Below are 15,154 nucleotides of genomic sequence, written 5' to 3' on the forward strand. Positions count from 1 at the left end.
TTCGTAATTTAATTATTTTAACCACCAGGGAGTTGAACGTGTATTGTCATTTCCGCCAAACTGACGTTCTATAGCCTCTTTTACATTTACAGGATTTTTGTTATATTCGGTGATAGGATACATCCACCGAACCGGAGCTGATATCTGTTGTTGTTGCGGTAGCTCAGGATATCCTGTTCTAAGGTAATCCTGATAGGCTGTCCAACCAGACTGATGAAACATGATCATGTATTTTTGAGTGAGAATCTGATTTAGCTGGGATTGTGTGTTTTCCGTTTTGTATTTTACTGATTCCTGAGATAAATATTCATTCATATTGAAATTTTTAAAATAGTTCTCAGCATTCTTAACGTACGTTTGATAGTATTCAAATGAAGCTTTAATTGCATTTTCATAGTGCTGTCCAGCATTTGAAGCAATCCATCCTCTTACTGTGGCTTCTGCAAGAATAAACTCGGTTTCGGAATAGCTTAACAGAGTATATGGTTCGTTCACCGGATCTGAATAAAAACGATTATTTATTTTAGATATATTTTTTTCTGCCACTAATTTTTCATTTTCTGCATAGGGTACTATAGGATTTCCTCCGTGATAGGAATTGTAATCTGTAATGGGAATCCCTTTTTCTGCCGAGGCTACAGTTTGCTGGGCAAAGGTGAATATTCGCGGGTCTTTTCTTTCTCTGAAAAACTCTATAAAAGAATCTGACAGATAAAGACTTGAAGCGTACGTGCTACTGTTAAATTGAGTATACCGGCTTCCTTCCTGATCATAAAACGGCAATTGTGCATTGTCAGAATTGGAAGAAATAATAGGTTCATTTTCAAAAATTCCTTTAAATTTCTGACCTATAATTATAGAACCTACCTTAGTTTTTTTAGATAAGGACAGTAAAATTTTTAATCGGTATGAATTCATAAGTTTTCTCCATTTTTGCATGTTTCCACTATAGTATAAATCTCCATTGACCGATTGTGTAGCATTTATCATATTTACAGCTTCTTCCAATTCATTTAAGATTCCTTCTAATACTGTTTCCTGCGTATCATAACGTGTGGTAAAAATTTCCTGCGTTTCTCCTGACAATGCTTCATTGTATGGGATATCTCCAAAAGTAAGTGTAAGACGATAAAAATAAAAGGCTCTGAAAAATTTTCCAATGGCCAAGTAATTAGTATTATTTACCCGGTTGGCTTCTTCAATCATTTTTATTACCTGCAATAAGTTCAGATAGTCATCAAATTTCCCGGAATTCCATTTATAATACTGATACGGATTTTCTTCACTGGTTAAAATAACCATACGCACACTGTAAAGTGGATCCAAGCCTTCTACTTTTCCAGCTTCTTTCTGTATTTTGGTAAGAAGCAACTGGGGAGATACCTGAGAAGGATAATTACGATTTTCGTTAATATCATCCAAGTTTGAGCATGAAACCGCAAATTGTGTGTAAATAATAAACATTACTAATTTTTGAAAATATTTCATAATTGAGATTACTTAAAATTTAACATTAAATCCAATTCCCAGCCAACGGGTTGAGGGGTCTTGTATGTCATTAGTGTTTTCAAAGTTAAAATCGGGATCGGAATACAGGTTCTTAGATTTCTTCCACATCAGTAGGTTATAGGCAAAGATATTAACTGCTATACCTTTAAATACATGCTTTTCATTTAACAAAGAAGAAAAATCATATTCGAGAATAATTGAGCGCAATTTGACAAATGTTTTGTCGAAAACATTTGCAAATTCACTGTTTTCTTTTTGAGTGACTCTTGCTTTATAAGGGTAGTTTTGTGCCCAAGTCTGCCAACTGACTGTTGATGTATTTTCCTGATAGATACGAGTATCCGAAATGATATTTCCGTTTACATCTCTGATTAATTCTCCGCTAATTATATTAACACCCTGTGGAACATATACCGCCTCTCCTTTAGCATATTCCAAATCTCTATATTGAGTGGACTTGGGATGTTTCCCTCCCCACCACATTTTTTCTACTACTTCCGATCTCATAACCCCTCCAATGCTTCCATCAATTCCTATATCTATTTTAAAATTATTAATTTTAAATGTATTGTTAAAGCCGAAGGTCCAGTCCGGTGCAAAATGTCCCAGATAAGTTTTATAATTATCCCGGGTGGGTAAACCCGTACCGGCATCCAGTATAACTCTTCCATCAACTGATTTCATCCATCCATAATCATAATATGCATCTGCACGGTCATTTACTTTTAAATCACCGAACCGATAAGCATTACCATATATTTTCGTGATTTTTTTTACGCTTGTGCTCCAGTTAATTAGTGTCTTCCAGCTAAAATTTTTGTTTTTTATAACTGTTGCTCCTATAGATACTTCTACTCCCCGGGTAGTGTATTCATTTCCGTTAACCAGGCGAGTTTCAAATCCAGAGCTTTCAGAAACGGGAAGTCTTATTATTTGATCTTTATCTTTAGCCAGAAACAAAGCAATATCTAGAGATAGCCGATTGGAAAAAAATGCTGAACTTATACCTGTTTCATAGGAAATGGTAGTCTCGGGTCTGATGTTTGAGTTAACCAAATCTGTTGGATAAACTGCTACCGGATTTCCGTTATGACCTAACTGATTATTTAAATAATATGATTTTAAGCTATAAGGATCTAAGTCTCCGGAAACTTTTGCCCAAGAGCCATATAATTTCAGGTAATTAACCTGCCGGGGCATATGAATTATCTGAGATAATAATACACTGAGGGAAGCTGAGGGATAGAAAAAGGAACGATTATTTTCAGGTAAGGTTGATGACCAGTCGTTTCTAGCTGCAAGAGCCAGATAAATGAATCGATATATTCCTAGTTCTGCAGTACTGTACAAACTGTAAATTGCTTTTTTACTTAAAAAATTTTTACTTTTTACTGCTCCTGAAGAGTTTCCCAGATTATAAACCCCGGGGATGAGCAATCCATCAGTTTCTGAGCTTTCATCCGTATATTCATTGTAATATCCGGAAGCTCCAGCATTTACAGTGAATTCTATATTATCTCCCCATTGAGTATCATAGGATGCCAGTATATCATAATTTACATCTGTAAATTTCCTTTTTCTGATTCCGAATTTTCCTTCGCGGGAAGCACTATAATTAAAATAGGATTTTGGACTCCGTGTTTCATCGTCTATATGATTACTGATTAATGAAACTTTAGTTTGTAGTTTTAGTTTTTCAGTAATATAATACGTCAGTCCTAACCTTCCGTTTATGATTTCTTTTTCTCTTTTATTTTTATAATATTCAGCTCCAAACCAAGGGTTATTGTACCAAGCATAATTCCAGTTTGCCTGTTTGTATCCTTCCAGTCCGGGCAGCCACAGATGGTTTTTCAGATCTCTGCCGTTCACATCACCTCCCATCCATATTAAAACGGTATACATATGCCCACTTGGATTGTATTCATAATTAGGAATATTGGGACTAAATTGTCGACTATAAGAAAGGCCTGCTTTAAATTCCAGATTTTCTGCTAGTAAGGTGGATGAAGTAAAGTTTAATCCTCCTTTACTTAATCTGGACCCTGGAATCCTATCGACCATATTTATATAGTTACCTGATACTCTATATTTCCCTTTTTCATTTTTAAAATTTATTGAAAAATTTGTATTTTGGATCATTCCTGTCTTCATAAACTCTTTAAGATTATCGTGGTAGGTCCAATCAATCGGTACTCTTTCATATCTAGACTGATCGGCATAGGGTGTATCTTCAGTGGTTCCGTACCAAGGTATAATTTCGCCAGTCTGCTTATCCCTTACCGGACTGTTCCACTGAGGTAATTTTAATCCTGTTACAAACTTAGGTCCCCATATCATATCACCATCGTTTACTCCTCCGTCTTTTCCATCCCAAAATTCATATTTACCATTTGAACCATTACCATATTCTTTTTGAGTCTGTGGCCTTAATGTAAAACCGGAAGAAAAAAGTAAACTTTGGGATAATTCTATACTTATTCCATTTTTCTTGGCAGATCTGGTAGTAATCATTACTGCCCCATTTCTTCCTCTGGAGCCGTATAGAGCAGATGCTGACGTTCCTTTCAAAATATTGATACTATTGATTTCGTTGGGTGATAAGGATTCAAATGTTTCCTGAGAAACAGGAACGTCATCTATAACTATTAAAGGGTCTTTTCCTCTGAGTTTAAAAACTGCCGCTTGCTGCAATCCTGTGGGATTTGACACCTGCAATCCGGCTACCTGACCGGTAAATAAATTACCCAGGCTAGGAGTAGTTATTTTTTCTACTTTATCATTTTTTATTTCCTGTGTAGAGTAACCAACCTTTTTATCTTGTTTAGTAATACCTAAGGCTGTTATCACTATTTCACCTACTTGTTTTTCTACTTCCTGATGTTTATTTTCCAGCACTATTTTAAGATTTTCACTCGTAATGTTATTTAGTTTATAAGGTTCATAATTAAAATGTTCAATTTTAATTGAATCAGAAAGGTTAGCTGACAAACTAAAACTGCCGTTTTCATTGCTATAGGTTTCTGAGCCAGTAGTTATATTCTTTATATAAGCATCTTCAATCGGCTTTCCTTCAGAATCAGATATAATTCCTTGAATGGTTTTTTCTTGTGCATTTATTAGTAAGGTTGAAAATAGAAAGGATAAACAGTACAGAAAAACTTTTTTCATAGAAATAGTAATTATTTTACCAGCAAAAATTGCGTTTATTTATTTCGTGTTATACACGATTTTGTTAATTTTATGTGAATTAATAATATAGTTATAAACCATTATCTATCTATTGGTTACATTTTTACCTAACCATTTTATGTTGTAAGTTCGTTTGGTTTCTTAACGATATTTTTATTATTTAAAAAATAAATCCAATCATTCCTCTGTTCTTAGCTGAAATGTAACCAATTAGAAATCAGTTTTCCTAATCGGATATTTCTTATCAGAAGAAACAGTTGTCAGGTTATTTTAAGTTTTCACTTATCTTTGTCCTAATATTGAAAAAAGTATGTTAAATTCTTCTCAGCCAATCATAAATTTAGAACAGCAACTGGCTTTTAATCTTGCTAATTATACGAATAAGAATTTGTTTATAACCGGGAAGGCAGGAACCGGTAAAACTACTTTTTTAAGAGAGTTGAAAAACAATACTCAAAAAAATACAATTGTTGCTGCTCCTACGGGTGTTGCTGCTATTAATGCCGGGGGTGTAACCATTCATTCTTTATTTTTACTTCCTCTTACCAGTTTTGTTCCTGCTAATGATGGGTGGGTGGATCGAAATATTGCTATTACAAAGTCTGAACTTCACCAACATTTCCGCTATAATAAAGAAAAGAAAAAATTATTAATTGAGGTAGAGCTTTTAATTCTGGATGAAGTATCCATGTTAAGAGCAGATATTCTGGACGCAATTAACTGGGCGTTACAAAGCGTGAGGAAAAATCCGGCACCTTTCGGCGGAGTACAGGTTATTATGATAGGAGATATGTATCAGTTGCCACCGGTAATAAAAGACGAGCAATGGAACCTTTTAAAAAAATATTATAAGAGTCTTTTCTTTTTTGATGCACAAGTTTTACAAATAGAACAGCCGATTTGCATTGAGTTTAAAAAAGTATATCGTCAGGAAGATCCTGTTTTCATCAGTTTGTTAAACGCCGTTCGTTTTCAGGATTATGATTCTATAGATTATGAATTGTTACACCAACGGTATGATCCTGATTTTATGCCGGAAGAAACTGGCTATATTACTCTAACCACTCATAATTATATTGCGGATACCATCAATCAACAAGCATTAGAGAAACTAAATAAACCTATAAAGTTTTTTGAGGCTATTATTGATGGAGTATTTCCTGAAAATTCATACCCGACAGAACCCGAATTGGTTTTAAAAGAAGGTAGCCAGGTGATGTTTATTCGTAATGATAGTTCCGGTGAAAAACGATATTTCAATGGCAAAATAGGACTTATTGAAAAAATTGAAGATTTTGATATTTACATTCGCTTTGAAAATCAGAAAGACCCCTTTAAGATGGAGCATGAAGTGTGGAAAAATATTAAATACAACTTTGATGCTGAAACCGGTAAAATAAAGGAAGAAGAATTAGGCTCTTTTTCCCAGTACCCTGTTCGCCTGGCCTGGGCTGTTACTATACATAAAAGTCAGGGACTTACTTTCGACAAGGTAATTATTGATGCCGGAAAATCATTCGCCTCCGGACAGGTCTATGTGGCTTTGAGCAGATGCCGTACTCTGGAAGGAATCGTTTTAAAATCTATGATTCGAAATCATAATATCATTCAGGACGAAAAAATTAACGAATTCCAAAATCAAATGTGGAATGTTAAAGAATTAGAAGCTATACTTGAAAAGGAAAAGTATTTATTTGCCCTGCAATCTTTGTTTCGTACTCTTGATATACAGTCTTTACTTTTGGGAGTTTATGAATGGCGAAAAATGACCATTGAAAAAAGTATTCCTGAAAAACAATTGGTTCTTGAACTGATTTCTAGTATTGATGAATGCTTACATTCGTTGCAAATTGTTGCAAGAAAATTTGAAGGCACCTTACTTAATTGGTATAGCCAGCCTACTGAATCTTCATCGCAGTGGGAAAAGATAAAAAACAGAAGTACTAACGCTGTGGAATACTTTGCCGATGAACTATTTCAAAAAGTTTGGAAGCCGTTGATATTGCACTATACTGAATATAAAAATAAGTCAAGAATCACCCTTTATTTAAGAGAAATTGAAGAACTTGAAGGCCAGATAAAACTAAAAATAAAACAAATTCTTTCTGCAGAACTCATTGATCAACGTCTTACTTACAAGGAATCTATATTTATAAGTGATTCAGGAAAAACAGTAACTTCATCTTCCGGTAAAGGTGACACAGTTTTATTGACGCTTGAACTGATTAATGAAGGAAAGTCTTTGGAACAGGTAGCGAAAGAAAGAAATTTAACAGTATCAACTATCAGTAACCACGTAGCTCAACTTATTTCCAAAAACAAGTTACCTGTACTTGCTTTTGTGTCTTCTGATAAATATGATGTCATTAAACAAAAAATTGAGGAAATGGAAACTTTGGAACTAAAAAAACTCAAAGATTTACTGGGAGAAGATTATTCTTATGATGAAATTAAATTTGTGAGAAGTGATTTGGGAAAATAAATTTTACCGATAAACGAATAATTACTCAGCTAACCTATTCTTATCATAATTGTTTAATGACTTTATAACTATTTTTTCTGACAAAAAAAGAGCTTCCCGTTACGAAAGCTCTTCAGTTCAATGTAATTTTAACTAAAACGTTTAATCGTCGTATTTAACTTTAATCAATTTACCGGCTCCGTTAAATCTAACTTCGGCTTCGTATCTACCTTTTTCTAAATCCAATTCGATTTTAGAACTTTTAATTTCGACTTTTAATAAATTCCATCCGGCAAACTGTGTACTCGTATAAGAGTATACATTTCCGGGAAGCTTACTTAAAGTACCCATAGGAATCGATTTGTAATCGGATTCGATTTTTCTTACTGAACCATCCAGGTTAAATTTAATTTCAAAACCGTCTCTTGTTTCTACTTCGTACTTATGACGATCTACTTTGGCTCTTGAAACGTTAGACAATCCTCCAAAATAGGTGTTTAAATAATTTTGTGCGGATGCCGGTAATTGAGAGGGTGATATAAAACTAAAATACGGATTTTTAAAATATCCAAACTCATATTCTGATGTTTTTAGTACGGAACTAGTACCTGCGGCAAACACTCCCGTAAAACAAACTACTGCCAAAACTGGTATTATTAACTTTTTCATACTATAAATTTTTAATTTCTTATTTAATTATATAGCAAATTTAGCTTACAATTCTGTAGTGATTCTGTAGTTTTAAGATTTAGATAAAGTTTTTTTTCTCAATTTACTGATTAATATCATTTACCTCTTTTTATTTAGACAACTTACGTCTTTATTTATCTCTATTAACAAACTATCATACTAATTTTTTACATGATTTAACATTCATTATTATTAAAGCATATAAAATTTATTTTTTTTGTACCTTGTAAAATATTATCGCTAATCCTTTAAATTATACGGATTTATGAGAGAATTATCAAAAAGAGAATACTCTGGAAATAAAATTTATGAACTTGTTACTGATGCTTATTCCTGTTCGGTTACTACATATACACCCAGTTCTTTTGATACTAGCAGGCACTACCATCCTAATGCTCACCTAAGCTTTGTTCTACGTGGAGGATGCCTGGAAAAGAAAAAAAACACTTACTCAAGAAATCCCGGAAAAACTATCTATTATGATCCTGGTGAACATCATCAAATCTGTGAAATGGCTGATGAGTCCATACATGTTAATATAGATTTTGAAAATCATTTTTTTTCTGAAGATCTTACTTTTGAAGATATACGAATGACCTGCAATTCAGATCCTAGTCTATCTCTTACTTTAATCAAGCTTTATCATGAATTATATGTACAAGATAATTTAAGTGCAGCAGGTATTGAACAGTTAATTTTGAGTATATTTTATAAAAATCACCGGATTTTAAATTTGAAAAATAAACCGGAATGGATTTATGAAATTAAAGACTATCTTCATGACACCTGGGATAAACCTTTATGTCTGGAAACAATCTCTGATTTATTTTCAGTACACAAGGTTACGGTTTCTAAATATTTCACACACTATTTCGGATGTACCCCTAGTGAGTATTTACGCATACTCAAGATACAAAAAGCCACTTCTCTGATCATCCATACTTCACAATCTTTAACAGATATAGCTTTTGAATGCGGTTTTAGCGATCAAAGCCATTTTGTCCGTACTTTTAAATCTTATACAGGTTTTATTCCTAAAAAGTTCAGACAAGTATAATTCCGACTAATTTCATTCTATTTTTCTTTGAGCTTACCAATTAATTTTGTCTTCCTATTCATTTATAATTGTAAAAAACTGAAGTCAATTTAAATTTAAGCTTATGCAAATTATTCCAACCTCAGAGATAAATAACGGTCATTATTCGCCTGCAATAATTTCGGGAAATTTTTTGTTTATTTCCGGTCAGTTACCCATAGCAAACGGGAACCATTATTTTGAAGAAGATTTTGAAACTCAGGCAAAAATAATTTTTAAAAAACTGGACTCTATTTTGTCTGAAGCCGGATGTACAAAAAACCACTTGGTTAAAGTAACTGTTTACATGACTAACATTGGTTTGTGGGACTCTTTTGATCGCATTTATGCCTCCTATTTGGGTAAACACAAACCTAGCCGATGTATTGTACCTGTACCTGAACTACATTATGGTTATTTATTAGAAATCGAAGCTATTGCCGAAATATACTAATTAATTTAAAGAATATATATATGAAAAACCATTTAGAAGAAGTATATAAACAGATACTCCCTTATATCCACCGTACTCCGGTTCTTACTTCACATTTACTTAATGAAATTACTGATTGCTTTCTGTATTTTAAATGCGAAAACTTTCAACGTATGGGTGCTTTTAAAATGAGAGGGGCAATTCATGCTCTTTTGCATTTGACTGAGGCTCAGAAAGCACGGGGTGTCATTACCCATTCTTCAGGCAACTTTGCTCAAGCGCTTGCTCTGGCTGCGAAAAGCCTTCAAATTAAAGCTTATATTGTTATGCCAGAAACAGCTCCAATTGTTAAAAAAGATGCAGTTAAGGGGTATGGTGGAACTATCATTGAATGTCCGCCAACTAATGAGGATCGGGAAAGATATACTCAAAGACTGATACAGGAAAAAGGGCTTACGTTTATACACCCATCCAACGATCTCAAAGTTATTGAAGGACAGGGAACCGCTGCCATGGAACTTATAGAAATTTACCCAAACCTTGATTTTTTGTTTGTTCCTGTAGGCGGAGGTGGTTTAGCTGCCGGAACAATTTTGGCTACACAACATTTTTCTCCTAAAACTCAGGTGGTTGGAGGTGAACCTGCATGGGTGGATGATGCTTACCGTTCGCTGAAATCCGGAAAAATTGAAAATCATTCGAACGCACCTACTATTGCTGACGGATTAAAGACCGTACTGGGTGATATTAATTTTCCTATCATACAAAATGGAATCGATCGCATTATCCGTGTAGAAGAAGAAGAAATTATAAGTGCCATGAAGCTGATTTGGGAACGAATGAAAATTATTGTTGAACCTTCCAGTGCAGTAGCTTTTTCTGCGTTATTAAAAAACAAAGCGGAATATAAAAACAAAAACATAGGAATTATATTATCCGGAGGTAATGTTGATTTAAAAAACCTGCCTTTTTAATTATTTACAATTTTTAAAAATTTAGTATGAATCCGGAGCTATTTTATGCTTAGTGACATTGCTTAAATTCAGAAATTAATTAGTACAACTTTGTAAGCCGTATCAAAATTGCTTCTTGCATCTTAAGATACGGCTTTATTGCTATATATTTTCCAACACAATTCGTTAATTGACACTTATCCTTATAAATATAATTTAAGATATTCGTAAATCCGTTGCTTTTTAAATATATAAAATTACTGTCTTTTAAAAAAAATCTTAAATTTGCACCCAATCTTAGGTCATAATTTTCGTTACATTTTTATGAAATGTTATACTTAAGAAAGAACGTACACACATTATAAATCTAAATTTGCAGATTATAAACATTACCGAGAGCTTTTTGTTTTTAGTTTATTTGTGATAAATTAAAAACATGAAGATGTTTTATACTTATGCTAAATGCTATGTTTGAAAGAACTACTAGTAAAATATTATGAATAAAATAGCTATAAATAACTTTGCCAAGCTTAGTTCCTCTCTTTTATATCTACCTCTTTTTCTATTATTATTAATTGCTGGTTTTTTGTATAAAGAATATGCTTTAGATGGCAGCTCCTATACTTTATCCCAGAAAGACTGGTTTTTATATATTAATTCGATATTATCAAAATATCCTGTTTTCATTTACAATTTAACGCAGTTTGGTGATGCATTGGTGTTTTTATCTTTTTTAAGCGTCTTTATCATCTATGTCCCTAAATTATGGGAGGTAATGATTACCGCTTCCTTAGTTTCCGCGGTGTTATGCAGCCTGCTTAAATGGTTCTTTAAAATGCCTCGTCCAGCTGCGGTTTACGAACATCAACACTTTACGGTTGTAGGTAACTTGTTATGCGGAAACAATAGTTTACCCTCTGGTCATTCCATCACAGTTTTTACGATTTTAACCGTTTCTTTGTTTGCTTTTATGCCTAAAAAAATGATGTGCACTATTGTCTGGTGCAGTTTTATCATATTACTGGGACTTATTTTTGCTTTTACCCGTGTAGGTGTAGGAGCCCATTATCCGTTAGATGTAATTATCGGATCTATTATAGGATACATTTCCGGTGTCTTAGGTATTTTAATTGATCAGAAATGTAAATTATGGCAGTGGATAGGAAATAAAAAGTTTTATCCTTTTTTCATTGTACTTTTTCTTGTTTGTATAGGTGTATTGATAGCAAAAATCATTCAATCAGATTTAATTATATTTTATTTTTCTATCTTTAGCCTGATCATATCCCTTTATTTAATTATTCATAGTTATGTTAAAAAATAATCTAAAAATATCGTATTTCGCTTTATTATTGAGCATTCTTAATTTCTTGCTTTATCATTACCCGTTTTTTGGATTTGTTTTCAAGAATGTTGATTACCAGTCATTGGGTGGTGCCATATTGATTGTATGCCTTGTAATCATTATGCTGGTCGCCAACTTTTTTGTTTTTTTCTTATTTACATACCTTTCACGCTTTGTAGGAAAATTTTTACTGGTACTCACTTTTCTTATTAACTCGGTAGCTGTTTATTTCATTAATACGTATGGGGTTATTATTGACGAGAGTATGATTGGGAATATTTTCAATACTAATTATGAAGAGTCCAGCAGCTTTTTTTCTGTAAAGCTAGTCTTATATTTTATTATTCTGGGTGTACTTCCCAGCCTTTATATCATAAGGGTTAAAATAATTAAAACCACTTTCAAAAAATTTGCTTTAACGTCTGCCTTGTCTTTGGCCTTTATGCTTATCCTTGTATTTGCAAATGCAAGCAACTGGTTATGGATTGATAAAAATTCCAAGACTCTGGGTGGACTTGCCATGCCGTGGTCCTATTCTGTAAACATTCCTCTCTATTTTATTCATAAACATCAGGAAAACGAAAAAGAAATTTTATTACCTGATGCTACGATTAAAGATAATGAGAAATCAATTGTTATTCTAGTTATTGGTGAATCTGCGAGAAGTCAGAACTTTTCTTTATACGGATACCCTAAAAACACCAATCCTTTACTTTCCCAAACAAAAAATCTTCATACATTTAATGCCACTTCCTGTGCCACTTACACGACTGCCGGGGTAAAATGCATTTTAGAACATACCAATTCTAATAAATTATATGAAATTCTCCCTAACTATTTATTTAGAAACGATGTGGAAGTAATCTGGAGGACTACCAATTGGGGACAACCTCCCATCCATATTAAAAACTATCTGGATAAGGAAGCTTTAAAGGCTTCTTGTGAAGGAGAAGACTGTGCGTATGATGAGGTTCTTTTGCAAGGTCTTAAAGAACAGATACTGGCAAGTAAAAAGAATAAAATTTTAGTGATCCTTCATACCAGTACGAGCCACGGACCTTCCTACAGCAAAAAATATCCCTCAAGGTTTGAGATTTTCAAACCCGTATGTAACAGTGTGGAGCTGAGCAAATGCTCTCAGGAAGAACTGATTAACGCTTACGATAACACCATTGTGTATACAGATTATCTTCTTTCTAAAGTTATCGAAGATTTGAAACAAATGAAAGAGTACCACAGTACGATGTTATTCGTTTCGGATCACGGAGAGTCTTTGGGTGAAAAAAACCTGTACATGCATGGCATCCCTATCAGCCTTGCTCCAAAAGAACAATATGAAATCCCTTTTATCGTATGGCTATTGGATGATTACAGACAACTGAAACCCAATGCTCACCTGACCCAAAACCATGTGTTTCACAGTGTACTTAACTTTTTAGGTATTCAGAGTCCTATTTATAATGAAGAAATGAATATTTTTAAATAAATCATTACTTTTCTCTCTCATAGTTAGAAAAACAAAAATTAACATATACAGAGAGTATCCGGGTTTTTGTATGCATGATACTCTCTTTATTTATTTTTGAGTTTTTTTACAAATAGCCAAAAAAATATTAAATTAAAGGAAGAGCATAAAGCTCATTATTCAGTTTATTATAATTCTAATCAAGAACATTTTGAAAGAAATTGGGTAATTTATTCATGGGTATGGTCATTGGAATATGAAAAGAATGTAAATACAAAATGTGCACATTACTCTTCCATTCTCTCATATATATATCCCGGAATTTCATCAACCTCACCATTTTGCTCTTTTATGATATAGAAATATTTCTGGTAAGATTTTTTAGCTTCGGAATAATCTTCCGTAGCCCACTGAGCATCTCCCAAGTTTAACCAGGACTCTCTTTTTTCTGGGTATTTTTCTGTTATTGCTTTTAATATGTTAATTGCCTCATATGGTGCTCCAGATTTGTCTAAGTAATGAACAATGTCTCTATATTTATCAATATTTTTTGTCGATAAAGGATTACAGTATAAAAGAGGTTTTATTTTTAATGCATAATCTCCACCGATAATCTTTCTATCAGAATCCTGAAAAGCATTTTTTATTTGTTTATAAAACAAATTGAAATTTAATTTTTTACACACGTAGGCTTCTTTTATCATTTCAAATTTTCGAGTTTGAAAATTAAAAGTATAACTTTCTTCTTTCTCAATACCTACATCGTAATTTAATCCTGTAGAAGACTCATAATACTCTTCTTTGATTTTCATTAAAAACTCAGTTTCTGTTATTTTCCCAGAAAATATATCCGCTCCTCCTTCTCCACCTAAACGACCAGATATAACTATATTATCTAAATAATTTCCTCCTTCCGAAAAGGCATTTACTAAGTATACATTTTCATGAAACCCTTCTCCTTCTCCTAATAAAGAAAAATTATAAATTACAAATTTACAATTGCGTACTTCAAACTTACCTATAACTTTTAGGTTGTCTAAAGTAAAATAGTTTTTATCAAAATCGTAATAAAAAAAGGAATTATCGCATGTATGTCCTGTAAGTTTTTTTAGGCTTCTAGTATCAACTGGAAGGCTTAACCTATGCAAAGAGTTGTAAAAACCTGTAAAGCCAGACTGTTGAGCTTGCAATTTTTGAGATCCAGCCAATAGTAATATTAATATAAAGCTAACTGATAAATTTAAATACCAAGAAGAGTTTTTCAATTTCATATGTTTTAAGAACTATTTATTTTTAATAAATTTCTTTTACTAATTTTTATTGAGTTAAGATTCAATATTAATAAATATCGACAATACACAAAAATACAAATTTACAACGTAAGCATTTTGTAATTATTTTTATATTATATTTGGTAACGATGCTACCATAAATAAAATAACTTAAAAATATAAATACATATGGAAACAATCAACGGAGTAAGCTTTGAGGAATATGCAGCAGCAAGTGCCCATCTGGGGCAAGGGATGAGCGAAGAGCAGGTGATAGAAATATTGGGTCTGGATAAATCTGTTTGGGAGGAGACTTTAAGCCAGTGGAATGTCCGTTTAGGAGAATTAATGGCTGAAAATATGGAATATACCACCCGATTTGGAGAAATATTTGCCAATCCTAAAGTAGGAAGATTTGCTGAAGCTTCTACTCCTTTAGTGGATATGGAAAGCCTTTTGCAAATTGCTCCGGATTATGAAACCTATCAGGATATACTCTGGCATCAGTCTGTTGCGTCGCAACATGGAATAGATCCGGTTTCGGTTTTGGAAAGTTATGGTTTAGATGTAGGGAGATGGGGATCTTTAAACATGCATTATATGAAAGATGGAATTAATTCCCTTGATCATTCAGCTCCTGATTTTAATGAACGAAACGAATATTATATAGCCTTAATGGATAGCTTAAAAGCTAAATGGGAAAAATACTATAACGAAAAATAAGCCCTCAGGCATGACTTATATAACAACACATAGTAAT

The 15,154-nt window shown here is 33.0% G+C and carries 11 protein-coding genes; 7 read left to right on the top strand and 4 right to left on the bottom strand.

The window, feature by feature from the left end; translation table 11 throughout:
- Nucleotides 1-12 precede the first annotated feature (12 nt).
- The gene (locus EOV51_RS03570; protein ID WP_128149923.1) at nucleotides 13-1,488 is read right to left on the bottom strand and encodes a SusD/RagB family nutrient-binding outer membrane lipoprotein; all 1,476 of its coding nucleotides are present in this window, start codon (nucleotides 1,486-1,488) and stop codon (nucleotides 13-15) included.
- A 12-nt stretch (nucleotides 1,489-1,500) separates the two neighbouring features.
- A complete protein-coding gene (locus EOV51_RS03575; RefSeq protein WP_128149925.1) occupies nucleotides 1,501-4,680 on the bottom strand; it encodes a SusC/RagA family TonB-linked outer membrane protein in 3,180 nt (1,059 codons plus the stop codon).
- Nucleotides 4,681-5,011: 331 nt separating this feature from the next.
- Here EOV51_RS03575 and EOV51_RS03580 point away from each other — a divergent pair, with 331 nt between their 5' ends.
- Nucleotides 5,012-7,183: a helix-turn-helix domain-containing protein gene (locus EOV51_RS03580; protein ID WP_128149927.1), complete on the top strand. Its 2,172-nt coding sequence runs from the start codon at nucleotides 5,012-5,014 to the stop codon at nucleotides 7,181-7,183.
- Nucleotides 7,184-7,324: 141 nt separating this feature from the next.
- On the opposite strand, the gene EOV51_RS03585 is transcribed toward EOV51_RS03580, so the two are convergent.
- Nucleotides 7,325-7,831 carry a PepSY-like domain-containing protein gene (locus EOV51_RS03585; protein WP_128149929.1) on the bottom strand — a complete coding sequence of 169 codons (507 nt, stop codon included), beginning with the start codon at nucleotides 7,829-7,831 and terminating at the stop codon, nucleotides 7,325-7,327.
- A gap of 286 nt (nucleotides 7,832-8,117) precedes the next feature.
- Between EOV51_RS03585 and EOV51_RS03590 the strand changes: the two genes are divergently transcribed.
- The 5 genes from EOV51_RS03590 to eptA all read left to right on the top strand — a co-directional run bounded on the left by EOV51_RS03590 (nucleotide 8,118) and on the right by eptA (nucleotide 13,144).
- Entirely contained in the window at nucleotides 8,118-8,909 is a 792-nt protein-coding gene (locus EOV51_RS03590; RefSeq protein ID WP_128149931.1) for an AraC family transcriptional regulator, read from the top strand.
- A gap of 103 nt (nucleotides 8,910-9,012) precedes the next feature.
- Nucleotides 9,013-9,381: a RidA family protein gene (locus EOV51_RS03595; protein ID WP_128149934.1), complete on the top strand. Its 369-nt coding sequence runs from the start codon at nucleotides 9,013-9,015 to the stop codon at nucleotides 9,379-9,381.
- Nucleotides 9,382-9,401: 20 nt separating this feature from the next.
- Complete coding sequence (locus tag EOV51_RS03600; RefSeq protein ID WP_128149936.1) at nucleotides 9,402-10,334, top strand: threonine/serine dehydratase; 933 nt, start codon at nucleotides 9,402-9,404, stop codon at nucleotides 10,332-10,334.
- A gap of 475 nt (nucleotides 10,335-10,809) precedes the next feature.
- Nucleotides 10,810-11,637 (top strand): phosphatase PAP2 family protein, encoded by an 828-nt coding sequence (locus tag EOV51_RS03605; RefSeq protein WP_128149938.1) that lies wholly within the window; start codon nucleotides 10,810-10,812, stop codon nucleotides 11,635-11,637.
- Entirely contained in the window at nucleotides 11,624-13,144 is a 1,521-nt protein-coding gene (gene eptA / locus EOV51_RS03610; protein WP_128149940.1) for a phosphoethanolamine--lipid A transferase EptA, read from the top strand. The genes EOV51_RS03605 and eptA overlap by 14 nt, the downstream gene beginning before the upstream one ends.
- Before the next feature lie 266 nt (nucleotides 13,145-13,410).
- Here eptA and EOV51_RS03615 read toward each other — a convergent pair whose 3' ends face one another.
- Nucleotides 13,411-14,394, bottom strand: a complete 984-nt coding sequence (locus tag EOV51_RS03615; protein WP_128149942.1) for a tetratricopeptide repeat protein — start codon at nucleotides 14,392-14,394, stop codon at nucleotides 13,411-13,413.
- Nucleotides 14,395-14,583: 189 nt separating this feature from the next.
- Between EOV51_RS03615 and EOV51_RS03620 the strand changes: the two genes are divergently transcribed.
- Nucleotides 14,584-15,117 carry a hypothetical protein gene (locus EOV51_RS03620; protein WP_128149943.1) on the top strand — a complete coding sequence of 178 codons (534 nt, stop codon included), beginning with the start codon at nucleotides 14,584-14,586 and terminating at the stop codon, nucleotides 15,115-15,117.
- Nucleotides 15,118-15,154: the final 37 nt, after the last annotated feature.

It is taken from the genome of Apibacter raozihei (genome assembly GCF_004014855.1).
Classification (GTDB): Bacteria; Bacteroidota; Bacteroidia; order Flavobacteriales; family Weeksellaceae; genus Apibacter; species Apibacter raozihei.